At 66.7% G+C, this 25536-nt stretch carries 5 protein-coding genes; all 5 read right to left on the bottom strand.

Features of this window, described 5'->3' with window-relative positions; all coding sequences use genetic code 11:
• Positions 1–1023: 1023 nt before the first annotated feature.
• The 5 genes from GobsT_RS12850 to GobsT_RS12825 all read right to left on the bottom strand — a co-directional run bounded on the left by GobsT_RS12850 (position 1024) and on the right by GobsT_RS12825 (position 25506).
• Positions 1024–2613: a methyltransferase regulatory domain-containing protein gene (locus tag GobsT_RS12850; RefSeq protein ID WP_010036510.1), complete on the bottom strand. Its 1590-nt coding sequence runs from the start codon at positions 2611–2613 to the stop codon at positions 1024–1026.
• A gap of 155 nt (positions 2614–2768) precedes the next feature.
• Entirely contained in the window at positions 2769–2957 is a 189-nt protein-coding gene (locus GobsT_RS12845; RefSeq protein ID WP_010036509.1) for a hypothetical protein, read from the bottom strand.
• Positions 2958–3404: 447 nt separating this feature from the next.
• Positions 3405–3749, bottom strand: coding sequence for a hypothetical protein (locus GobsT_RS12840; RefSeq protein WP_010036503.1), 345 nt, complete (start codon positions 3747–3749; stop codon positions 3405–3407).
• A 551-nt stretch (positions 3750–4300) separates the two neighbouring features.
• Positions 4301–4705 carry a hypothetical protein gene (locus GobsT_RS12830; protein WP_148087722.1) on the bottom strand — a complete coding sequence of 135 codons (405 nt, stop codon included), beginning with the start codon at positions 4703–4705 and terminating at the stop codon, positions 4301–4303.
• The gene (locus tag GobsT_RS12825; RefSeq protein WP_010036501.1) at positions 4702–25506 is read right to left on the bottom strand and encodes an SdrD B-like domain-containing protein; all 20805 of its coding nucleotides are present in this window, start codon (positions 25504–25506) and stop codon (positions 4702–4704) included. The genes GobsT_RS12830 and GobsT_RS12825 overlap by 4 nt, the downstream gene beginning before the upstream one ends.
• Positions 25507–25536: the final 30 nt, after the last annotated feature.

Genomic DNA, 25536 nt, shown 5'->3' with positions numbered 1-25536 from the left:
TGAGAGCATCGGACTTGAGGAGATTATCGGCCCGCAACTCGGGTAAGACAAGGAAGCGGCGCCCGGAAGGGCCGTGCCGAGCCGCCGGAAGCCGGACGGCCCCGGGGTGCACCCTACGCGCCGTCTCAAGCGGTCATCGTGCGACCGGTTCCCCACACAATTTGGAGTTCCGCAATGCCGACTCACGAGTTCGGATCTCGATCGGAGTGCGAGGCGAACCTGGTGTTAACGTGTGGGGTGGTCCCTCGGCGAGAGCGCGAGACTGTTGGGGCGAGAAGTTCGGGGTGCGAGTTGGAACGGCGGAGTTCGGCCCGGCCCCCGAGATGTCTCCGTCGAACCCGAGGCTTTTGCCGAATGGGTGAGCAGCAACAAAGTGCCCGGAAACGTGGCCGAAATGGCGATGGCAGGGAGTTGGTGCTCCCGGCTGTACACGTTAACTCGTGGGGGCGTTATTCCGCACCCGCTGACTCAGCTCCCCGACTTGGATTCGAACCAAGAACCTAGCGGTTAACAGGAGACCAACAGAACCCCTCGCCCGTCTCTGGAATGCCTTAAACTTCAAGCATTTTCGCACATCGCGGCGGCTTTGCAAGGGGGTAGTTGGGTTGCGTGAAATCACAAGGAATTGCGGGTGTTGCGGGACGTTTTGCGGGAATTGCGGGAGCCCCGAGGGCAGTCATCGCCGTTGGAGCGGCGGGAAGTCATCCAGCATGTCCGGCATCTCCGGCATGGTAAGCGACGATTAAGTAGGTGTAATAATCACGAGCAACGCCGGCTGCGCCGCAGAAGCTGACAGGTGGCGGCCGGATGGGTCAGAAAAGGGTGGCAAAAGGGCGCGACGGTTTGCGAGGTTGAGGCACTCATCGGTCACGAATGCGGCTCGCGCATTCGCCACGCGACAACGCAAGCGACTCGAGAAGACCCGCGGTAAAAACAACCGCGAGAACGTGTCCCCCGCCGAGTTGTCTCCCTCGGCGGGGTTGAGCTACATTTGAGCAGCATGGCAACGCATCGGGTATGCGTTCACCCGACGAGCAGCGCCTGCCGGGCAAGGCCGGCGAGCGCCTGGTCGAGGATCGCGGTCAGGGTGGCCCGCACCTCGGTCGGGTCGTGCAGCGGGCGGCCGTCACGCTCCAACTGCAACCGACCCGTGGCCACCTCACCGGCCAGCACTTCGGTCAACGCCGCACGGTCACGGGTGCCGTCCAGCAGTGGCAACAGCCGGCGTTCCAGATCCGGGAGCCGGGCCAACTCGTGCCGCACGGTCGGGATCGGTCGGTTCTGAGCGGCCCGCACCCGCGCCGGGCCGAACGCCACCGGTCGCTCCCCCGCTACCCGCTGCGCCACGACCGGGACGCCGTGCAACTCGATCAGGTCGGACCCCAGGTAGCTGTCTACCAACCCGGCGGCGAGACCGCGGGCGTCGTTTTCGCCCCCCTCCGTCGAGCCGCACCGCTCGCGGCTTTGGGTCAGCAGTTCGGCGAACGGCACCGTAGCAGGCCACGCGTCGGCCAGCACCGCCATCGCGGCCTTGAGCAGCGGGCGGGCGGTGGACAGCGTCACCCCGGACGGGCCACGGTACTGGACCACCGCATCCGACCGCACGTCCGGTGACTCGGTGCCGACCGGCGCGGCTCCGGACGCGATGTGCAGCCGCCCCACCGGCTCGGGCCGGATCTGCCAGCTCGGCACGTTGCGGGCGTGGACCACTAGGGTCTCGCGAAACGTGCGGTTGCGCAGGAAGTCCAGGTACTGCTCGGTCTGGACCTGGTCGGTGGCGAGCAGCTTCAGGGCCTTCTCGACGTCCGGGCCGAGTGGCCCCGGGAGCATGGTGGCGACCCGCGCCTCGCCCAGGTACCGAAGACCGTGTGCGCCGGCCCGGTCCACGAACTGATGGAAGTACAGGGGCTCGTTCACCTCCTCCAGGTGCTCGTGGAACAGGTAGTGGTCGGCCTGGTGCCGGACCGCCTCGAGTTCCTTCTTGAGCAGCGCCGGGTACAGCTCGGTGCCGGGCTTGGCGGACTCGGCCAGGAAGTCGAGCAGCGCCCGGGCCTGGCGGGTGCGCTCGGCCGGCGCGGCGAACTTGGCGGCGTGGAACCGCATCATGTCGCGGATCATGCCGCGCATGTGCCAACCCGGGTACGTGTTGTAGCTCACGTACCCGATCCCGTGCGGGCTCAGGTGCCGGGCGCACACGGCCAGGATCTTTTCTTGTACCGGGGCCGGGACCCACGAGAACACCCCGTGGCACAGGACGTAGTCGAACGACCCGTACGAGTCGTCCACGTCCAGGATGCTGGCGTGCCGCAGCTCGATATTGGTGAGCCCGAGCCGGGTGACCTGGTCGCGGCCGTCGGCGATCTGCCGGGCGGACAGATCGACGCCGACGAAGGTGGCGCTGGGGAACGCGGCAGCCATCGGGATCAGGTGCCCGCCGGCCGCGCACCCGAGTTCGAGCACCCGCGCGGTCTCGACCGCGGGCGGGGTGAGCCCGAACAGGGTGGCCACGGCCGCAAGCCGGGACGGGTGCGCCTGCGGGTACGGGTGGCTCTCGTACGGCACCTCGTCGTAGCTGGTACGGGGGGGCGGCAACGGAACGGCGTCGTCGGACACGGGCGGCCTCGCCGGGTCGAAAGGGATGGCAGATGAATCGAAATTGTAGCGGCGCAGTGCGGAGATCAAAGCCAGCTTCAGCTCTCAAACGGCACGACCTCTTCCTTCATGCAATTCACCCGGTCGATGCAAATCTTCACCGAACGGCGTGGCGACTACTTGCCCGTTACACAACTCGCTGACAGGCACACCACGTGTCGAACGGTGAGCCGCATCGCGAGCGAGTGCTGGTCGTCGTCGGCCCGATCCACCGCGTCGTAGAACCTGAGGAAGTCTTCGGCGTTGAGAACCCTTGGCAGCTTGCGGCCCTTCCTGGCCGGGCGAAGCTCGCACGCCTGCCGCACCCGCTTGCTGACCTACCGCCAGCCCTCGTAGTCAAGGCCCGCCTTCCGCACCAGCCGCGCGATCTGGCCGATGATCGCGGACTGCGCACTTCCGCTTTGCGTCTCGAAATTGGCCGCGTTCTGCCCCATCGTGGTGCCTCCCGAGCCGGTGAAATCGGCCTCGAACTTCGTGGTTCCACTCTTCTGCGAAATCGACCGTACTCTATGGCGGTGGCAAGAGGGGGCTGAGGTGCAAGTAGCCGAACAAAGTCAACCGTATTGGTGGTTGTCCCAGGGCTGCGCAAGGGTTTAATTTGGGTAGCTTGGGCAGCTAGCCGAGCCACTCGATAAAACGACGAAGGGATTGGAAACCAAGGAGTTACGACATTTCGCTCCCGTTGTCATTCAACCGAGTTTGGATCTCTGCGTAGCCCTGGTGGTTGTCCCTGCTCGGCTGCTTCATGGTGGTCATTCGGGAATGGTCTGGTCGATCACGGCTTGTCGTGTCTCGGCTCTCGGCGCTGCGGACACCTCGCCGGTGTCGCCGTCGATCACGAGCCAGTGAACCGCCTCTTCCTCACTGTTGCCGAAGCTCAGTTCGTTCTCGTCCCGCCAAGCCCACACGTCCTTGCGCCGCAGGAAGCTCAGGTAGAGGTGGTTGTCGGACAACCCGCACGCCGACGATTGCCCGTCGTCAAAGCAGGCTTCATCGCCCATTGATGTCCAGAACAACGCAACGAAACGTCGAGGACCGGGGTAGCCGAACGCCCGCAGGAAGCCGCTCGGAACGAGGAACGGTACTTTTATGAACACGGCTGCTTCCTCCTCAGTATTCGCTGGGTAGGAGAAGGCAGGTCGAGGAGCGGTCGGCTTCGATGATGCCCCAGAGGTCTTCGCCCTTGCGGGTCTGGTAGGCACTCAGCAGACGACCGCCTTCACACAGAGCGATCTGGTTCTGCTTGTAATCGTGCCCGTCGAGGTGTTCGCCCCAGTCGCCGTTGACGTGGCGGCGAAGGAACTGGCTCGGCGTCTGACCTGAAGAACGGATCGCTTAGAGTGCGCCCGGCGTGGCGACGATCTGACCCAACTCGAACTTCGGCATTGGTGAAACCTCTCGTGAAGTGCCTCGGTATTGAGGCTGTTACGAGAGGTGGAAGTATGGTCACCACCGAGAGATTTTTCGGTCAGAGGTGAAGTGCTGCGAGCGATGCCGAGCAATCGAGCAAAGGGTAAGTTCAGGCAGGAGGTAGACTTTGCTCGCTTTGCTCGCTGGGTCAGTTCTATTCCCACCAGCGAACATCTCCGACAAGATGATTGTCGGAGTGATATCATTGAAATTATTCTACTGTGCCAATGCATTCAAGTCAGACTGTTGCCCACCAGATATCTTTAATAGACATCCGTTCGTAGTCAATACTATTCGTTAACTGTCTGCCGAAACAAGTCTCAAGTAGGTTTCTATCTACGGCAAAAAAGACATCATCAAAAGAGGATAATGAATCGACCACAATATCTTTCCCGAGGTCGTGCTGCAGGTTGAGGCCACATGTATCAGGAAGGATGAATATCAGTGGAAATCTGTAACAAACCAGGGCAACGAGACGATCATGGCAAAGCAATCTTGCCCATTCTTCATCACCCTCATCCCAGTCCACACGAGACGAAGGACAATGTTGGAGGAGCAAATCCAGAACGTTCCGCATTTTCGTTGGAGTCCAACTGTTTCGGAGGCTCCAAGCACGAGTAATCTCTTCCTCCAGATGATTCATTGTGGACTCCCTGGCGAACCGTGTATGTGGTTGTTTTTGTTGCGGTAGATATTTAGTACATTTGTTGGCTGTCCTGTTCGGGCATGGATTCCAATAGGCTGGTCAAAGAAGACCTTAGCCTTGCTCTCTACCCAAAGCCCAGCGTGTTCGGCATAAGCAGAAGCATCAAGAAGCAGTTCCCTCGCCCGGACATTAAAGCCAAACTGGCTCTTGCCTTCGGGATTTTTAAAGTGACCCGCTGTATGCACTTCCATGCCAGTTTCATCGAGAGAAAAGATGCGGTTATGCATAACATCATGGTTGTTCCCAAAACGCCCACGGTAAATCTGCGGTGGGGTCCAACCATCAGGTCCAACGATCTTACTGACGCCCGGAACTAAAGGCAGTTGCGGAGGGCGCAGATCTCCCGCTGCTTCCGCCATCTCGACAAGGCGGTTGACGATTCGACTCGCCCGACGTTCCCCAATGTTGGGGAGTTGATCGAGCAACTGTGCCGCCCGGTCGAACTGATTCGCCCGCATCGCTTCCACGACATCCGCTCTCAACCGCCCCCTGCCTCGGAAAGATGCAGTGGATAGCACATCCCTTGTGGCTTCCGTGACCATCTCCGGCGTACAGCCGATATTGTGCGCCCAGACGCTGAACCCCCACTCGTCGCAGCCGACGAAGTAGGTGTGGTGGTCCGCAACGCGGAAGTTATAGACGGTCTCCCACTGGTTCGTAGATTTAACTGCATCCACGGTAGCCCAGCCGCTCGCCTCCGTCCAGATACGCTCCCCTTCGTGGATCTGGTTCAGCGGGGTCCACCCCTTGCCCTCTACGAAGAACGGGTGCTCGTCGGTGGACCGGATCGTCTGCCCCAACACCGTGAGCACGCAGATCAGCCCTTCACGAACGAACACCTCCTCAATCTCCTTCGGCTCGATGTCTCCTTCGGGAGAAAACTCGTCCCGCGAGAGAACGAAATCACCGACCCGGAGGTTCTCGATGTTGCACCACCCACCCGGAGTCCGCATCGGTGTGCCAGACGCAAAGCACACCTCGAACCCGAGTTTGTTTAGGGTCCACGCGACCGGCTTGTGCAACCGCCCGAGAACCGGCACTTGCGGTAACACATTGTGGACGGCCACCGCTGTCGCTTGATTCAGCCTCGGAGCATTTCGAGCAACCACACCTCTCGGGGCCACGGGCACCAAGGGCTCCGCAATGGCGGGTGTGATTTGTGGCTTAGCGCGACCTTGCGGCCCACGCCCTCGGAAAAAGCCGCCAGCCACGCTAACATCCATCACGAGCCCGAAGACACCGGAGGTGATACGTTCCGCCCGCTCACCCGGGGACAATTTGGCGCGATCGTTCGGCCCTCCAGTCTCATACCCGTCAATGCCCTCTTCGATCTGCCAGCCGTTCCGCGCTAACCACATGTTCTTTAGAACGGCTTGCGAGACCGCTACACGGCGATCCAACTTCCGGCCGCGGGCCGCACGGTAGTCCTGGACCGCGCTGTCGAAGGAGAAGAACGGGTTTTGGATAGGTAACGGTCCACCATCAAGCATCCACGCGCCGAAATCCGTCCACAGTTCTTGCTCGCTGGCGGACGGCTTCTGCTTCCACCGCTCTTCGATGTGATACAGCCGTCGTGTCCCCGTGCTCTCGAACATGCTGCGCGGAACGTCGAGCCCCTTGACGATTCCGTGCAGAATACCGGCCGCATCTTCGAATTGCGTGCCGCGGGCCTTGTTCGCGAGCGCCTGCGTCCGCCCGCTCATGAATATGAGTTCCCACCCCGCCGGCGCTCCGGGATATGCTTGCTCGCTCTTGTCCAGTTGGTTGGGCGCGTTGTTATTCGCAACTGGGTACGGGTTCAGTCCGATCCCGCGGCCGCTTTCTGTCAACTGCCGGCCGATGCGGCCGTCATACCACGAACCGCCGAGTTGCGCCAAACCGCTCGTCTGGTCGTACGTCTGGCCGCCCAACTCGAACCGGTCGAGCCCGATCACGCCGCTCCCGACCCGCTCGGCGTTGAGCCCCTCGTACTTGATGCGCTTGAGCGTGGTGCCGTCAATGGTCACGATCTGGAGCACCGAGTTCTGCCGGTCGGTCAGGTAGAAGTGGGGCTCGGTCGCGCCCGGAGCCAGGCCGGCCAAAGGTTGGCCGGCAGGGCCGAACAGGTGCCGCGCGGTGATCGACCCGTTAATGCTCACGTCGGCGTACGGTTGCCCGTCGGCGTATAGGTACAGGTTTGCGGTGGCGCCGATGCCCGTATCGTTCATGTTCGCTGTTTCGTACCGGGCCACCAGCCGGTCGAAGGTGTCGTACACGTAGTTGACCCGGAACTCGGACGTAACGCCGGTTTTCGGGTCGATCTTCTTTACTTTGACCGCCACCAGCCGATTCCGCCCGTCGTATTCCAGTTCCCACCGCCCGGTTTCGACCAAAGCACCGGTACTGCTGGTGATGAAGAACCGTTCGCGGGTCACGTTGCCGGCGGTGCCGGTCGGGAGCTCGGGGCTGGAGAGCCCGTCGTACGTCACTTCCAGCCCGCCCGACGCGGAGACCTGGGACGGCACCCGGTACCCCTTGCCCTGGGCCGCCGCCTTACTCGGGTACGGGCCGTTCCCGCTGGCGTCGTGCGGCGTCGGCGTGCCCTTTGAGGTCGGCTCCGCAGACGGATCTGCGCCGGGCATCGTATCCTGCTGCAGTACCTGCCCAAATCCGTCGTACGTGTATCGCACCGACCGCGGGTTCCAGTTAGCCTCGGACGTGGACGCGATCCCGGCGCGGGTCTCGGTCCATACCCGGCCCTTCAAGTCATACGTCGTGACCAAGTACTCGTTGTGCGCCGTCTTGCTCGAAACGGACCAGCCTCGGGAGACCTCGCGCCCGAGCCCGGTCGTCTCGTACCCGATGTCTTCGCGGATCTTGGGCGTGGCGGCCCCGTTCTGCTCGGCGGTAACGGTCAGGAGTCGGTCCCCGCGGGCGGTGGTGGACTCCGGCGCGTACGTGAACTGCACGGACGCGCCGGCCCCGGCCGCACCGCTCAGCGTGCGGGCGGTGACCCGGTTCGCCCGGTCGTACGCGGTGGTCTGGTACCCGCCAGCGTCACCCACCTTGGTGCCGCGCCCGGCTGCGTCGTACCAGTGGGTGAGCGTCACCCCCAGGGCGGTCTCGGTTCGGAGCCGGCCGAGACCGTCGTAGTCGAGTTGCGTGACGGTGTACGGCACGATGGTGTCGGGGATGATCGGGTCGGGCACCACCCGCACGAACAGCGGCTGCTTCTGATTCGGGAGCAAATTCGGGGCTTGGTCGCGCTGGAGCTGCAGCGTGGCCTTGCCTTGCAGGGCGTACGTGATCCGGTCGCCCGCGTCGTACCAGGTGGCCAGTACCGTGCGCTCGCCGCGCGACAAGGCTCCGGCCCCGAACGGCTCCAGCCCCGGGTTGTCCTTGGTGGGCGAGACGGCCTGGTCCCACGCCTCGTACACCTGCCGGCCGACCGCGTCGTACCCGTACCAAGTGATCTTCCCGTCCCGCGCCCACACGGCCTCGACCCGGCCCAGCGCGTCGTAGTAGTAGTGGGTCGTGTGCCCGGTCGGATACTTGTTGTCCCAGTACGTGTCAGTCTCACTCACCCGCCGCCCTAGCGCGTCGTACGCGTAGTACTGCGTGGTCGTGCGCCGCACGTCGCGGCTCGGTCCCGTTTCCTTTTTGTTCTCCAGCCACAGCGGGAACACGGTGTCGTCCACCCGCAGCAGGTTGCCCGCCAAGTCGTACTGGTACGTGAGTTCCTCCCACGTGCCCTTCTTGACCTGGGTGCGCAGCCGGCCGAGTCGGTCGTACCGGTTGGTCACCTCACCCTCTGATTTGTTCTGGTCGGACTGCTGGACCACCTGATCGAACACGTTCCACACGTACGCGGTGTACAGCGGGTCCGTGGGCGGGTTCGTGGGCGGGTCGACTTTCGCCAGCGGGTCCAGCGCCGGCGTGGTCTGTTTCGTCACCCGGCCTAGCGCGTCGTAGTCGTACCGGGTCCACGACGGGTCGCCCAGCGTCACCTTGCCGACCACTCGGTCCAGCGTGTCGTACCGGACGGACGTGACCCGCTGCTCGGACTGGTTCCCGTCGCCCCCCTCGCCCTCGTTGGTCTGCCACACTCGGCCCAGACCGTCGATGAGGTACCGGGTCACGATGACCGCGTCGGCCCCAGGCGTGGTGCTCGCGTTGGTGAACGTGGCCACCGTGTGCCCGGCCGCGTCGTACGCGAACGTGGTCCACGGGCGGGTGTGCCCGAGCGCCGCGACGTCGGCCGCCGACAGGTTCGCGCCCTCGTCCACCCGGGCGAGCCGACCGAGCGCGTCGTACGTGTACCGGGTCTCTACCGGGCGGTTGTACACCAGCGCGTTGCCGGTCGGGCCGGTCAGCGTGGCGGTGGCCGACACACCGGTGGTCACGGTGACCGTGCCGTCGTCGTTGTACCGAGTGAGGGTGCTCCGCGCGACGGCCGAGGTGGCCCCCTCGGTCACCCCGGTCGGGCGGTCCAGGAGGTCGTACGCGTACGTGGTCCACGCGGTGGTGGCGTCGGTGTTGGCCAGGTTCAGGTTGCGCACCCCGACGGCCGTCTTGCGGTCGGCGGCGTCGTACCCGTACTCGCGCTGCAGGGCGACGAACCCCTGGGTCGTCGCGTCCCCCTGGCTCGCGCCCTGGGTCTCGTCCCGCAGCCGCCCGAGCGCGTCGTACACGTACGTCGATTGCACGCCCCGCGGGTCGGTGGTCCGGATCACCCGGTCGGCCGCGTCGTACTGGTAGGTGGTGACGGGTAACTGGGACTGGTGCCCGAGCCCGCCCGGGTCGGTGACGCCCGAGAACTCGCCCGGGGCCACGTACGCCTGGATCGTCGTCTTGAGCCGGCCGAGGCCGTCGTACGTGTACTTGGTGGTCGGCCGCTGCCGGAACTTCTCCAGTTCCTGCTCGTTGGCCGGAACGCCCTCGAGCCGGTACTCGTTCGGGGTGAGGCGCTCGAGCACCACGTGCCCGGCCCCGTCGTACTCCCGGGTGGTGGTCCGCTGCTCCGGCCGTCCGACGGCCTCGGTCACGGCCACCTGACGGCCCGCGGCGTCGAATACGAAGGCGGTGGTCGTCGTGGCCTCGACCATCGTCGCCACGCCGGTTGCCATGATGCCGCGCGTTTGCCCGACCAGGTTGTCCTGGCCGTCGTACTTCATTGTCGTACGGCGGATGGCGGCGAACGGGGTTGCCGCCTGCGGGTCCCACCGGCCCTCTTCGACCGTCACGGCCCGGTCGAGGGTGTCGTACGTGTAGCTGGTCGCCTGGCTGGTGTTCCGGAGGAGTTCGGTGCTCCAGGTGGCCGGGGCGATCTCGAGGATCTTACGGCCGGCGGCGTCGTACCGGTAGGTGGTTGCGGGCGGGGCGTGTCCGAGTTGAGCATCGGGCACGTTCGCCGCCTCCGTCACCCGCGTCAGCCGGTTCAGCAGGTCGTACTCGTAACGCGTCTCCGGGCGCAGCGCCGGCTCGTTGAACAGCGAGGTGTCGACCACCCGCGGCGTCACCACGGTCCGGACGTTGTCCGCGGCGTCGTACGTTGTCTCGGTGGTGCGCGTCCACACCACCACGCCCAGTTCATCCACCGGCTCAACCACCTGCGTGCGCCGGCCGAGCGCGTCGTACTCGTAGGTGGTGGTGCGGGGCAGCGGCTCCTGCACGGCGCGGACCAGGTCCCCGGCGTCGTACACAGTGGTGGTGGTGCGCTGCAGGGCGGAGACCCCGAACGCCTCGATCACCTGGGTCCGCCGGTTCAGCGCGTCGTACCCGAAGCTGGTGGCCACGTGCCGGGGCTCCCCAGGCGCGAGCAGATCCGAGTCGTGGTACCGCGGGGTCCACACGGTCAGCAGGTTGTCCGCGGCGTCGTACAGCATGGTGGTGGTGCGTTGCACCCCGCCCGGCCCGGCGTCCCCGAACGCTTCAACCAGCTCGACCTGCCGGCCGAGCACGTCGTACCCCATGCTCGTCCGCCGGCCGTCCGGGTCGACGGACTCGATCAGGTTGTCGGCGGCGTCGTACACCGACGTGGTGGTGAGCCGCAGCAGCGGCGCGCCACCCGGCGGCACCGCCCGCTCGGGCTCGCCGACGGTCGACGAGATCGGCCGGTTCACCGCGTCGTACGCGTACGTGGACAGTTGCTGGTTCGTGGTCGATTCGGCACCGCCCACGTTGGCCGTGATGGCGGCGTGCCGGCGGACGACGTTGTCGCTGGCGTCGTACCAGGTGCGGGTGGTGCGGGCCGCGGTCCCGTTCGACTGCCACACCTCGAACGCGGCCACCGGCCGGTCCAGCGCGTCGTACGCGTAGCTGGTGGTGCGGCCGAGCGGGTCGATCACCGACACCACGTTCCCGACCGCGTCGTAGGTGGTGGTGGTGATCGGGTTGGCGTGCCCGAGCTGCTCGGGGGCGACGTTCACCGCCTCGATCACCTGAGTCCGCCGGTCCAGCCCGTCGTACACGTAGCTGGTGACGACGTGCTTCGGCTCCCCGGCCGGCGGGGCCTGGTTGTCGTGGTACCGCGGGGCCCACGTCGCGAGCACGTTACCCACCTTGTCGTACAGCATGGTGGTGGTGCGCTGCACCCCACCCGGCCCGGTGTCCCCGAACGCCTCGATCACCCGCGTCACCCGATCCGCCGGGTCGTACCCGTAGCTGGTGACGGTGCCGCGCGGGTCCCGGGTCCAGAGGACGTTGCCGACGGCGTCGTAGTGGGTCTCGGTGGACCGCTGGTCGCTCGTCCCGAACGCCTCGTAGGTGACGGTCGTCCGGTTCAGTTCGTCGTACCCGTAGCTGGTCACGTGGCCCAGCGGGTCGGTCACCGACAGCACGTTCCCGACGTCGTCGTACTCGGTGGTGGTGGTGCGCTGGAGGCGGGCGTGGCCGAACGCCTCGATCACCTGCCCGAGCTGGTCTTGGAGGTCGTATCCGAGCCGGGAGTACAGAACCTTCGGCTGCCCGGTGGTGGACAGCCCGGAGCGGGTCCACCGCACGTTCCCGGCCCGGTCGTACGCGGTCTCGGTGCCGCGCAGGTACGCGCCCGCACCGGTCACCCCCTCGTACACCCCCTTGACCCGGTTCAGCGCGTCGTATTCGTACGTCACAGTGGTGAGGTGCTGGTACGAAAGCGGTGCGGCCGCTCCGCCGATCGTGACGGTGGGGTTGGCCGGGGCCAGGCCGCTGGTGACGGACTTGAGGTTGCCCGCCGTGTCGTAGACGCGCGCCTCGGACCGCTGGGCGGGCGGCACCCCAGCCGGTAGCCCGGCCGCCGGGGCGATGCCTTCGGTCATCCCGGTCAGCAGCCCGCGCCGGTCGTACGCGTAGGTGGTGCGCCGCCCGAGCGCGTCGGTGACGGCGTCGACCAGCCCGCTGGGAGCGAGTTCGGTGCTGGTGACGCTGCCCCGCGCGTCGATCACCCGGACCAACTGGTTGCGCCCGTCGTAGACGGTGGTGGTGGTGCGCACCTCGCTCGTGTTGCCGGTAAGCGACGGGTTGGTCAGAACCTTCAGCGGGTTGCCGGCGGCGTCGTAGGTGGTGGTGACGATCCCTCCGGCGGGGTCGATCACCTGGCTCACCCGGCGGTGCTCGTCGTACGCGTAACTGGTCACGTGGCCGAGGGCGTCGGTCACGGTCTTCAGGAGCCGCCGGTCGGCCCGTGTCCCGCCGCCGTCGGCGTCGGGGTAGTACTCGTACTTGGTGACGTTGTGCAGCGCGTCCTCGACGGTGCTGAGCAGGCCGGTGGTGCCGTCGTAGGTGAACACGGTCGCTCGGCTGAGCTCGTCGGTGGCCCGGGTGACGGTGCCGAACTTGGGGTGGTACTGGTACGACCGCTCGGTCTCGTCCGGGTTGACCACGGTCCGCAGGTCGCCGTTGAAGTCGTACTCGAACACGGTCTTGCGGTCGAGCGGGTCCGCGTGCCAGACCACGTCCCCCGCTGTGTTTAACAGGTAGCGGTCGAGCGCGCCGAGCGGGGCGTCGACCCGGAGCGTGCGGCCGCGGGCGTCGTACGTGTAGGTGGTGACCGGGTTGATCGGGTCCTTGAGGGTCGCCACCGCGGTGCGGGCGTCGGCCGGCTTGTCGTTGGTGGTCGCCAGTGATTGCGCCGCCGCCGGGACGATCGTGTAAACCGTCCCGAGCCCTCGGTCGACCGACTTCACCATCCCGTTCTTGTCGTACGCGATCCCGGTCTGGAGCGGGCTCCACGTGTCGCTCGTCAGCCGGTCCCCGCTGTACCCGAACGTGCGGGTGCCGGCAGTCTTATCGACGTCCGCGTACGCGCTCAGGTGCTTGGTCGAGTCGACGTCCTGGATCGCGTTCAGCGTCTTGCCCGCGACGTTCAGAGTGACGGTCCGGTTGCCGGGCTCGGTGATGGTGACCTGGGTGGGTGTGTAGGCGATGGCGGTGACGCCCCCGTCCGGCGTCTGCACCCCGGTCAGCCGCCCGGCGGCGTCGTACCCGTAGGTGACCACGAACTGCTGCGGGTCCACCACCTTGGTCAGCAGCCCGGCGGCGCTGAAGTACATTTTCGACGCGTCCCGCGCCGTGTACACGAACGACTTGTACTCGGGCGAGTTCGCGTCCATGTTCCGCTGGAGCGCGCCGAAGTCCTCGTCGGACCAGTAGTCGGTGCCGTCGAGGCGCTCGAACAGCCGGGCGTCGCCGGTGCCGGTGACCCAGATGACGTCCCCGTGGCACTCCCACACCAGCCGGTCGATGCCGGCAATGCCCCACCCGTGGGCGACCGGCACCGGCACCTCCGGGTGGTCCTCGGTCACCACCGTCAGCGACCGGTCCTTCACCTCCACCTCGATCGGGGCCCGGTTCGCCCCCATCGCGATCTGGACGTGCGACCGCCAGTCGTACGCCCCGGTCTCGGTCACCTCGTACGCGGACTGGGTGCCGAACAGGTAGTTCGCAAACTGCGCGCCGGGCGTCACCGCGAACGTGACGGCCGGCTGCTCCTTGCGGTCGGCCCAACTGGTCGTCACGCTGATTCCGCTGGGCGAGGCTTCGCCCAGTCCGGTGAGCTGGAACTCGGCGGTCGGGCGCACGTCTACGGTGCCCGAGTTGTACACCAGGGACGGGCTGCGGCCGACGGCGGTGCCCGGGCTCAGGTCGAAGTCGAGCGGGTGGCTGACGGTCACCGCGCCGGTGTTGAGCGACACCGCGGCGGTGCCCAACTGCACCCAGTCCCCGCGGTCCGGGTCGGACGTCCGCTGGGTGGTGTCCAGCGCGGCCCGGTACACCGGCACGAGCCCGCCGAGCGTGAACACTTTCGGGCCGGCCGTGACGGTCAGTTTGGCGTCGTAGATCCCGGCCTGGGCGTAGGTGTGACGGCCGAGCACCTCGAACGAGGTAGGGCCGGTCTGGCGCAGCCACACCTCGCCCGCTTGTGGCGCGGAGCCGTCGCCCCAGTTCACGGACAGGGCGGCTGCGTTTGCCGCCAGGGCGGGATCGACGATCGCCCCGAGCACGATGTCACCGGTGCTCTGTCCCTGGAGGGCCGCGAACCACTCCGCACCGGTCTGGCTAACCCCGGCCTGGTCGGCCGTCACCCTCGCCTTCAGCGTGGCGACCATCGTTCCGGCGAGCATGTCGTCGTCGACGCCGTCGGGCGCGTCCTTGTGGACGAGCACCGTGATCGCGAAGTCGCCCACCTGGTTGTACGTGTGGTCGGCGTACACCGCGAAGGTCCGGTCGTCGATCCGCACGATGCGCGTGCCGTCGTCGGACGGCTCGGTCCCGTCGCCCCAGTCGATCCGGGCGTGGAACTGGTCAACGGTGGCCTCTGTTCCCTCGTCTGTGAAGGTGGCGATCGGGATAGACCCGATCGCCCGGTCCTCACGCGCCGCGAGCACAGGACGGGTGCCCACCAACCGGTGCGGTGCGGTGGCGACCGGCAGGGACCAAGAGTCGGTTACGTACGGGTCGCCCACGTCGTCAGCCGCGCCACCGGTGACGGTGAGCACTCCGTCTTGCCGAAACACGTGTGCGCCGCTCAGCAGGATGTCACTTCGCTGCGGCAGTCCTCCCCAGACCTGGCCGCGGTCACCCGTGAGGCGCAGGCTGCCGTCGCCCCAGTCGATGTAACTGCGGTCGATGATCTCGTTTGGAATGTTCTCGCTGTTCACCGTAAACGCGGCCCATTGGAGCGGCGTGGTCGGCACCTCCATACGGTACGGCACCGAGAGCACTCCGGCCGCCGTTGGGCGCACGTCTACAGTACCATATCCGGTCGCCAGCCCTCCGGGACTAGACACATTCACCTGGTACTGGTACTGGCCCGCCGATGCGTATCCGCGACTGGCAACGACGTAGTAGTGGCCCGCTCCAAAACGCACGACCCGCGCCGGGCTTGAGGAGGGTGGATAGCCTGCCCAATTGACCGAGGCGGAGAAGGTGCTGGCGGGAGGGTCGCTCGGGTCAGTGAACTCACCTACCACCACGTCCCGCAGGTCGGAGCTCACACTGGTCTGAAGGTCGAACCCCTTCACCGCCCCTGACAAGACGACGACCACGCCGGTGCCAACCGTGTCCGGGCAACTCGCGCTCCGGCTGATCAACGTGACGGTGGTGTCGTACACCCCCGTCGCGCGGTACTGGTGGCTACCGACGATCTGGTACAGCAGCAGCTCCCCGTCCTCGCTCGGGAGCGCTTCGATCCGCCCGCGGGTCGGCGCGGACCCGTCGCCCCAGTGGATCTCCGCCGCGAAGCCCGCGACCGACTGGCCCTGGCCCCGGATTCGGAACCGGGCCACGACGAGATCCTGGGCCTGGTACGCGCCCTGGGCGATAACCGGGTCCACGAACAAATCGACCAGATCGTTGGTCGGGGCCGGCAGTGGGGGGGGAGGCGGGGCGACCGTCACTCCCAACCGCACCGCGTACACCTCCGCTCCGCGGCGCGCGACGACGGCTGCGATAAACGGCCCCGACGCACCATACGTGTGGCTACCGCTGACGGTGAACGTTCCGCCCGTTCCCGCCACCGTACCGAGGGTTTTGGTCCCATCACCCCAATAAATGTCGGCCGTGTACTCAGACGCCGTAACCCCCGGCCGGGGGTCGGTGATGACGGCCAGTGCGACGTTGACGGGTGGCGTGCTCTGAGTTGCCGCGAGCGGATCCTGCGCGGCCGCAATCGACACAGCTGGGACGGTCACCTTGATCGTGTTGGTCGTGCTCGCCGAGTGGACCAGTTGCGTCTGCACGTTCGGTGGCCGCTGTTCCACACGAACGCGCACATTGTACAGACCCTCAGAGGCGTACGTGTGTGTGCCCGAAACGGAGTAGGTTGCTCCAGCAATCACCGCGACCTGCTGCTCCGCGGAACCGTCGCCCCAGTTGATGTAAGCGGTCACGGTACCGTACGCTGGATCGCGTAGAGTGCCGGTCGCAACGACCCCGGAGAATGACTGCCCGACCGTGCCAGCCATTGAGGCACCGGTCACCGACAGCGAGGTGGCCCGGAATGGCGCCTCGCTGACAATAGCTGTTGTAGTACTCTCCGCCGATGTGTCTATTTGATTAGTGTTTGAGTAGGTTTTATAAACTCTCACCTTTACTTGGTATATGCCATCGTAATTATAGCGATACGATGTTGAGATATCGTACGTTCCGTATCCCGTGTTGGTTATTTGGTAAAACTGATACCACGGAACGTTTGCGGCATAATGTCCGTTGCCCCAATCAACAGATACGCTAAAGGTGCCTGTCATTTCGGGGAATGGATCAACAAACTGAGCGATCTTACCATCCCAGCGCTGTCCTTCAACTGCTGTGATCGGCAATGCAGTGACGATTGGCGCAGTGTTCGATATCGGTTGAGATTGAGGCAAAATTACAGGTAGCCCCCAGGTCCAAGGCGTATAAACTTTTGCCGGACCGTCGTCGGGGGTGATCGTGATGGTAATTATGTACGTGCCAGCGGCTGCATAGGTGTGCCGCGGGAGGGCCTCGAACTGGCCTGGTGTTAGCCAATAGTAGATTTCATCAATTCCATCGCCAGCTGGATTGTATGATGAGAAAAACGCATTTCCGTTATAATGATCGCCGTATCCGTACACGCGATGCATAGACGCCGGGGTGCCATCGCCCCAATTGACGGTGGCGGTAAAGTTCTCGCCGCGATCGTACGGATTTTCCTTGAAGCCAACACGCATACTGAATGACAAGTCGCCGTACCCGCTGCCGATCAAATTAACATATTCGATTGCCAGTTCTGCATTTATTACTGTAACATCACTCTGCACTATCGCGGTGCTGCCGCCAAGGTTGTCGCGAATGGTAACTGTGGCGGTGTACGACCCGTTTTGCTCGTACCCTCTGGCGAGCCTAACCTCGAAGTGGTTCCCGTTTTTAGAGATCGGAGCGGACGCTACGTCACCGTTCCCAAGGTCGACCCAGGCCGAGTAGTCTGTTGCGGTCGTACCGGCCACTGCATCTGTGAAGGTTGCGATGACCTGCCCTGACCCGAGCCCGGTACCTTCGCGCACGGTAATTGGGAGCCCGGTGGCCGTGATTTGGCCCCCCAGGACCAGAGCCGATCCCTTGATCGTTCGTGCCCCGTTATTGCCTCCCGCTGCGGGACGGATCGTGACCTGAATCTCGTACCCACCTGAGCGAGCGTACAGGTGGGTGCCAGCGACCGTGAACCCGCCGCCGTCCCGCGCCACGACAGGACGGCCGAAATCGATCGCAGTGCCGTCCCCCCAATTCACATCGGCCAGGACCGTCGCCGGATCGAAATTCGTGTCGAGGGTGGTGAACCAGGCCACCTCGCCGCTGAACGCGGTCCCCTCCGTGGCGGTCACGTTCACGCCGTAATCGCTGGCGACCAGGGCGACGGCGCCGACGGTGGCCGTGCTGGTCACCGCCTGGGCGCTGCCGTCGACGTCCTGGATCAGCACAGTCACCGTGTACGGTTGGGCCCCGGCCACCTGGTACGCGTGCTTGCCGACCACCGCGAACACGCCGGCCCCGAGCGGGCGGATGGACGCACCGGTGAGCTTTTCCTGCGTGCCGTCGCCCCACTGCACCTGGGCCTCGAAGTTGGCCGCCGGGGACAGCGTGTTGGCGTCCTCGAACACCGCGATGGCGCCCTCGTACGGCACCTTCAGCCCGGCCGTGAAGTTGTGCGACCGGCCGGTCAGGGCCGCGTCGGCAATGGCCAAACTGCCGGACGCCGACGCGGTGCTGCCGTCGGCCCGCGTGGTCACCGTAATCACCACTTGGTACGGGTTCCCGGCGGCACTCCGCTCCCGGTACGCGTGCTTCGCCCGGACCTCGAACAGGCCGCCCCCGAGGGGCACGATCTCGACCCCGCTGGTGGTGTTATTGGTGGTCCCGTCGCCCCAACTGACGGCCGCCTCGAAGTCGCTCGGGTCGCTGAACAGGTCCGGGTGAGTAAACGTGGCGAGTAGCGCACCGAACGGGTCGGCCGCGCCGATCAGCTCGCCTTCCTTGAAACCGGCCGGCGGCGTGACCGCCGGGTCGTTGTCCGCGATGACGACGGTCGCATCGGCGGGTGCGCCGACGGCGTACCCGCCGCCCGCCTGAACGGTGAGCGTCGCGGCTTCGGGAACCTCGCTCGCCGCGTCGTCGACTGGGGTGAGCAGCACGTCCACGAACGACGCGTCGGCCGGGATCGTGATCTGGTTGCCCGCCACCGGCACCCCGCCCACGCTGAGCGTGTAGTCGGCGCCTCGCGTCGCGGTGCCCGAGAGCGCAACCGCGACAACCAGTTCGACCCCGATTGGGCCGGTGCGGAAGATCCGGTACGTGCCTGAGTTTGCCGACTCGCCCGCGTCCGCGTCCGTGGCCGTCACGGTGACAGACGGCGTGGTGTTCGCGAGGGTGTCGTCGTCGGTGATGGTGACCGTTGCGGCGGCGAGAGCACCGATCGTGTACGTGGCGCCGGCCTGCAGCGCCAGCATTGCGGTCTCGGGGGTCTCCACGATGCCGTCGTCGGCCGGGATCAGCACCACGTCCACGGACGACTGCCCGGCCGGGATCGTGATCTGGTTGCCCGCAACCGGCACCCCGTCTACAACCAGCGAATAGTCGGCGCCCCGGGCGGCGGTGCCCGAAAGTACGAACGTAACCGTTAGTGGGCCGCCGGCGCCGAACTGCGTGATCCGGTACGCGCCCGCGTTCGACGGCTCACCCGCGCCGCTGTCGATTGCGAACACCGTGACCGTCGGGCGGGTGTCGTTGTCGTCAATGCCGACGACGGCCGCGGCCGGACTGCCGACGGTGTAGGTGGTGGAGCTCAGGACCGTCAGCACCGCGGTCTCGGCGATCTCGCTCACCGCGTCGTCGACGGGGGTCAGGAGCACATCGACGAACTCCTGCCCGTTCTGGATCGTGATCTGATTGCCCGTTACTGGTACCCCGTTCACGCTGAGCGTGTAATCGGCGCCCGGCGTGGCGGTGCCCGACAGCACGAACGTTACCGGCAGCGCGCCGCTGGTGCCGGTGCGCCAGATCCGGTACGCGCCGGTGTTCGCCGGCTCACCCGCACTGACGTCGGTTGCAAAGACCGTAACCGTCGGGAAAACGTCGCTACTGGCGATGAGGACCGTCGCGGCGGCCGGGCTGCCGAGGGCGTACGCGGAGCTACCCTGGAGGGTGAGCACCGCGCCTTCGGTAAACTCCGCTACCCCGTCGTCGATGGGGGTGAGGAGCACATCGACGAACTCCTGCCCGTCCTCGATCGTGACCGTGTCGCCCGTCACCGGCACCCCGCCCACGCTGAGCGTGTAGTCGGCGCCCGATGCGGCCGTACCCGACAGCACGAACGTCACCGGCAGCGCGCCGCTCAACGCCCCGGTGCGGGAGATGCGGTACGTGCCGGTGTCCGACGGCTCACCGGCGGTAGCATCGAAGGCCGTGACCGTGACCGCCGGCGGCTCGTTGTCGGTTATGCTGACGGTGGCGGCCGCCGGGCTGCCCGCGGTGTACGTGGTGCCGCTCAGGACCGTCAGCACCGCGTCCTCGGTGAACTCCGCCGTCGCGTCGTCGACGGGGGTGAGCAGCACGTCGACGTAACCCTGCCCGTCCTGGATCGTGACCGTGTCGCCCGCCACGGGAACCCCGCCCACGCTCAGCGTGTAGTCGGCGCCCGGCGTGGCGGCGCCCGAGAGCGCGAAACGGACCTCCAGCGCCCCTGCCTGCGGGCCGGTGCGGGAGATCCGATACATCCCTGTGCTCGACGGCTCGCCGGCGGTGGCGTCGAGGGCCGCGGCCGTGACCGCCGGCAGGTCGTTGTCGGTGATGCTGACGGTGGCGGCGGCCGGGCTGCCCACGGTGTACGCGGAGCTACTCTGGAGGGTGAGCACCGCGGTCTCGGTAAACTCCGCTACCCCGTCGTCGATGGGGGTGAGGAGCACATCGACGAACTCCTGCCCGTCCTGGATCGTGACCGTGTTGCCCGTCACCGGCACCCCGCCCACGCTCAGCGTGTAGTCGGCGCCCGATGCGGCCGTACCCGACAGCACGAACGTCACCGGCAGCGCGCCGGCCAACGCCCCGGTGCGGGAGATGCGGTACGTGCCGGTGTCCGACGGCTCACCGGCGGTAGCATCGAAAGCCGTGACCGTGACCGCCGGCGGCTCGTTGTCGGTGATGCTGACGGTGGCGGCCGCCGGGCTGCCGACGGTGTACGTGGTGCCGCTCAGGACCGTCAGCACCGCGTCCTCGGTGAACTCCGCCGTCGCGTCGTCGACGGGGGTGAGGAGCACGTCGACGAAACCCAGCCCGTCCTGGATCGTGACCGTGTCGCCCGCCACGGGAACCCCGCCCACGCTCAGCGTGTAGTCGGCGCCCGGCGTGGCGGCGCCCGAGAGCGCGAAACGGACCTCCAGCGCCCCTGCCTGCGGGCCGGTGCGGGAGATCCGATACATCCCCGTGCTCGACGGCTCGCCGGCGGTGGCGTCGAGGGCCGCGGCCGTGACCGCCGGCAGGTCGTTGTCGGTGATGCTGACGGTGGCGGCGGCCGGGCTGCCCACGGTGTACGCGGAGCTACCCTGGAGGGTGAGCACCACGGTCTCGGTGGGCTCGCTCACCGCGTCGTCGACGGGGGTGAGCAGTACGTCGACGAATGATTGGCCGCTGTAGATCGTGACCTGGTTGCCGGCCACCGGCACCCCGCCCACACTCAACGTGTAGTCGGCGCCCGACGCGGCCGTGCCCGACGGCACGAACGTGACGGCCAGGTCGCCGCTGGTGCCGGTGCGCGAAATCCGGTACATCCCCGTGCTCGACGGCTCGCCCGCGCCCGCGCCTGTCGCCGAGATCGTAACCGTCGGAGGAGGCAACGACGGATCGTCGTCGGTGATGTTGATGGTGGCCGCATACGCGGCCCCGAGGGAGTACACGGAGCTGCCCTGGAGGGTGAGCACCGCGGTCTCGGTGGGCTCGCTCACCGCGTCGTCGACGGGGGTGAGCAGCACGTCGACGAACGACTGGCCGCTGTAGATCGTGACCTGGTTGCCGGCCACCGGCACCCCGCCCACGCTCAACGTGTAGTCGGCGCCCCGTGCCGCGGTGCCCGACGGCACGAACGTGACGGCCAGGTCGCCGCTGGTGCCGGTGCGCGAAATCCGGTACATCCCCGTGCTCGACGGCTCGCCCGCGCCCGCGCCTGTCGCCGAGATCGTAACCGTTGGAGGAACGACTGGTGGGGACGAGCTGCCACCGCCCAACAGGGTGAAGTAGATGCCGTTGCCGCTGCCGTCCTGGCCGTCGCTCTGCCAGGCGACCACCGCGTCCCCATCCGCGTTCACCGCCACTGCCGGGAACATCTGATCGCCGGCGGTGTACGTGTTGACCCGAAGTGCCGTACCTTGCGTCGTGCCGGCCGAACTGTACCGTTGGGCGTAGATGCCGTTGCCGCTGCCGTCTTCCCCGGCGCTCGTCCAGGAGATGATGAAGTCTCCGTCCGCGTCCACCGCTACCGACGGGTCAGCCTGGTAGCCGGTGGTGTACTCGCCGACGCGAAACTCGGAACCGAGCGCGGTACCGCCGGCCGAGTACCGCCGGGCGTAAATCCTCCACCCCCAGTCACCTTGCCCACTGCTCTGCCAGGCGACGACGAAGTTCCCGCTCGCGTCCAGGCCGACTGATGGGGCTACCTGGTGACCGTCAGTGTATGTGTTGACCCGGAACTCGGTGCCCAAAGGATCACCGCCGGCCGAATACCGTCGGGCGTACACCTCAGTCCCGCTACCGTCTTGGCCGTAGCTCTGCCAGGCGATCACGAAGTTTCCGCCCGCTGCCACAGACACCGACGGAATCGCTTGGTCGTTGGTGGTGTACGTGTTGACCCGGAACTCGGAGCCGAGCGCGGCACCGCTGGCCGAATACCGCCGGGCCTGGATCTCGTACCCGCCGAGCCCGGACCCCGGTACGTAGGTCTGCCAGGCGACCACGAAATCCCCGTCCGCATCCACACCCACCGACGGTTCGGTCTGGTTGCCGGTGGTGAACGTGTTGACCCGGTACTCGCCCCCCAGGGGCACCCCGCTGGCCGCGTACCGCTGGGCGTAGATCCCATATCCGCTGCCGTCCTGCCCCGCGCTCGCCCAGGCGACCACGAAGTCCCCGTCCGCGTCCATCGCCACCGACGCTCCGGCCTGGTGGCCGGTGGTGTACGTGTTGACCCGGAACTCGCCCCCCAGGGGCATCCCGTTGGCCGCGTACCGCTGGGCGTAGATCCCGGTCCCGCTGCCGTCCTGGTCTTGGCTCGTCCAGGCGACCACGAAGTTCCCGTCCGCGTCCGTTGCCACCGACGCTCCGACCTGGTGGCCCGTGGTGTGCGTGTTGGCGCGAACCTCCGGTCCCGCCGGTGGTGGGTTGGTGGGCGGAACGACCGGCGGAGGGGAGCTACCGCCGCCCAACAGGGCGAAGTAGATGCCGTTGCCGCTGCCGTCCTGGGCGGCGCTCTGCCAGGCGACCACGGCATCCCCGTCCGCGTCCACCGCCACCGTCGGGAACATCTGATCGCCGGCGGTGTACGTATTGACCCGGAACTCGGACCCGACAGCGGTGCCGGTTGAGTTGTACCGCTGAGCCCAGACTCCGTACCTGCTGCCGTCCTGTCCGTAGCTCTGCCAGGTCACGACGAAATCGCCGTCCGCGTCCACCGCCACCGACGGTGAGCTCTGATGACCGCCGGTGTACGTGTTGACCCGGAACTCGGACCCGAGCGCGGTGCCGTTGGCCGCGTACCGCTGGGCGTAGACCCTCGACGCACTACCCTCTTGACCGGAACTCAGCCAGACGACAACGAACCCCCCGTTCGCGTCCGCGGCTACCGCCGGGCCCATCTGCTGGTTTGTGGTGTACGTGTTGACCCGGAACTCGGACCCGAGCGCGGCGCCGCCGGCCGTGTACCGCTGGGCGTAGATCCCGCCCACACTGCCGTCCTGGCCTTGGCTCTCCCAGGCGATGACGAAGTCGCCGTCCGCGTCCATCGTCACCGCCGGGTCCATCTGACTGCTGGTAATGTACGTGTTGACCCGGAACTCGGAGCCGAGCGCGGCGCCGCTGGCCGAGTACCGCTGGGCGTAGACGTCATACCAGTTGCTCCCGGGCCCCTGCCCGCCACTCGCCCAGGCAATGACGAAGTCGCCGTCCGCGTCCATCGCTACCGATGGTTGGAACTGGAGGCCGTAGGTGAACGTGTTGACCCGGAACTCGGAGCCGACAGCCGCCCCACTGGCCGAGTACCGCTGGGCGTAAATTCCCAAGTTGTGGCCGTAATAATTCCCATAGGTGCCCTCTTGTCCGTAGCTCTGCCAAGTGACGATGAAGTCGCCGTCCGCGTCCATCGCGACCGATGGTGAGCCCTGGTCACCGAGGGTGGTCGTGTTGACGCGGAACTCGTTCCCGACCGGTGTACCGTTGGCTGCGTACCGCTGGGCGTAGACCCCGTACCCGCTACCATCCTGACCATCACTCATCCAGGCGATGACGAAGTCGCCGTCCGCATCGCTCGCCACAGCCGGTACGGTCTGATAGTTGGAGGTGTAAGTGTTGGCCCGAACGTCGGATCCGGGCGGGGGCGGGCTGGTCGGTGGGACCACCGGCGGGGTAGTTGGTGGGACTACCGGGGGGTTCGTCGGACGCATGCCCGCGTCGATGGTGGTGTTCCCTGCTCCGTAGGTCACAAAGAAGAAGTTGGAAAAGCCGCTGAGCGGGTCGGCGTCGCTGTCGACCGCGTCGTCACTGCCCGCGTTCGCAGGCGAGAACTGGTAACCTGTTAGCAACTGAAATTGAAGCTGATAGTAGCCCGCGCCAACACCTGTAAACGCGTAGCCGCCGTTGGAGTCTGTGACCGTGCTAGCGTAAAATTCCGAGTTCTCGTCGTACATGCGCACGAGAACACCCGCTAACCCCGGTTCACCCCCATCCTGAATCCCGTTGCCGTTCGTGTCGTTCCACACGCGGTCTCCGATAACCGGCGGAGACGTGGGTGGGCTGACCGGCGGGCTGACCGGCGGGCTGACCGGCGGGCTGACCGGCGGGCTGACCGGCGGGCTGACCGGCGGGCTGACCGGCGGGCTGACCGGCGGGCTGACCGGCGGAGACGTGGGTGGGCTCACCGGCGGGCTGACCGGCGGAGACGTTGGCGGGCTGACCGGCGGGCTGACCGGCGGGCTGACCGGCTCGGGGGGGAGTGGCGGAGACGTTGGCGGGCTCACCGGCTCGGGGGGGAGCGGCGGAGACGTGGGTGGGCTGACCGGCCCGGGGGTGACGGGCGGGCTGACCGGCTCGGGATTGGTTGGCGGGGTGACCGGCGGACTCACCGCCGGGGTGATCGTTACCGGATCGGCGCCGGGCGCCGAGTCGGGGGTGACTGCAGAGGCGAAGAACGTGGGGTCGAGGCTCAGAGAGACAGCCCCGAGCGTCGGCGGGCGCTCCGTGCCTGCGTCGCCTGGTAAGTTGGCCGTCGGGGAGCTGGGGCTCGGGTGCTCGGCACCCGAGGCGCTCGCGGGCGTCAACGCGTCGCCCGGGAGCGGTGTCGCACCCGGGCCGGTGTTGCCGGTTCCCGGCGTATCCGAGCCGACCAAGTTCTGGGGCTCAGTTCCGGTTAAAACCGGCGGCACACCGCTGACCGGGTCCGGTATTGTGTCGGTGACAGCGATGCCATTAAATGCACCGCCGAACGGCTCCGGTTGGTCGCCACCGCCCGCTCCTGTACCACCGAACCACTCGGCACCGGCGTACGAGTCGACGGCCGGGCCGAACGAATCGAAGTCGCCTTCGGACGAACCGGCTCCGTCCAAGGCGAGGTCGGCCCCGTCTCGCGGTGTTAAGTCGGATTCGTCGTCGGCTGGTGCAACGGAACCGGTTGCTTGGTCTAGGGTTGCCGCCGGTTCGGCAAGCGTCGGCGCCCAGTCGGCGTAACCGTCGACCGGCCCGCCCCCACCGCCCCCGGCCCCGACCTGGGCCGCGGCCACCTGCTCGGCCGCTTGCCAGTCGGCCAGCGCGTACACCGCGATCGTTGCGGCGGCGGCCGTCGCCGCCAGCGGTATGGCGGCCGCGCTGAGGGTCTCCGAGGGCGGGTTCCGCCAATCCATCGGGCGCAGCTCGGGCTTCGCCAGAAGGGGCTGCGGGTCAATTTTCCCCGGTGCGGCGAACAGACGCGTCAGCGGCGCCGCGGCGCGTCGGCATCGTCCGGCGACGAACGCACGCAGGTCCATGAGGGCGGCGAACGGGTCGATCCACAGGCGGATGCGGCGGGGCATGGGCGGGATGGGTTGGGGTTTATTCCTGCG

It is taken from the genome of Gemmata obscuriglobus, from assembly GCF_008065095.1.
GTDB lineage: Bacteria > Planctomycetota > Planctomycetia > Gemmatales > Gemmataceae > Gemmata > Gemmata obscuriglobus.
This window is presented reverse-complemented; position numbering and strand designations above follow the sequence as displayed.

What these genes read in the sequence shown, in the direction of transcription:
- GobsT_RS12830 (WP_148087722.1), bottom strand. Translation starts at nt 4,705, where the DNA reads ATGAATCATCTGGAGGAAGAGATTACTCGTGCTTGGAGCCTCCGAAAC.
- GobsT_RS12825 (WP_010036501.1), bottom strand. Translation starts at nt 25,506, where the DNA reads ATGCCCCGCCGCATCCGCCTGTGGATCGACCCGTTCGCCGCCCTCATG.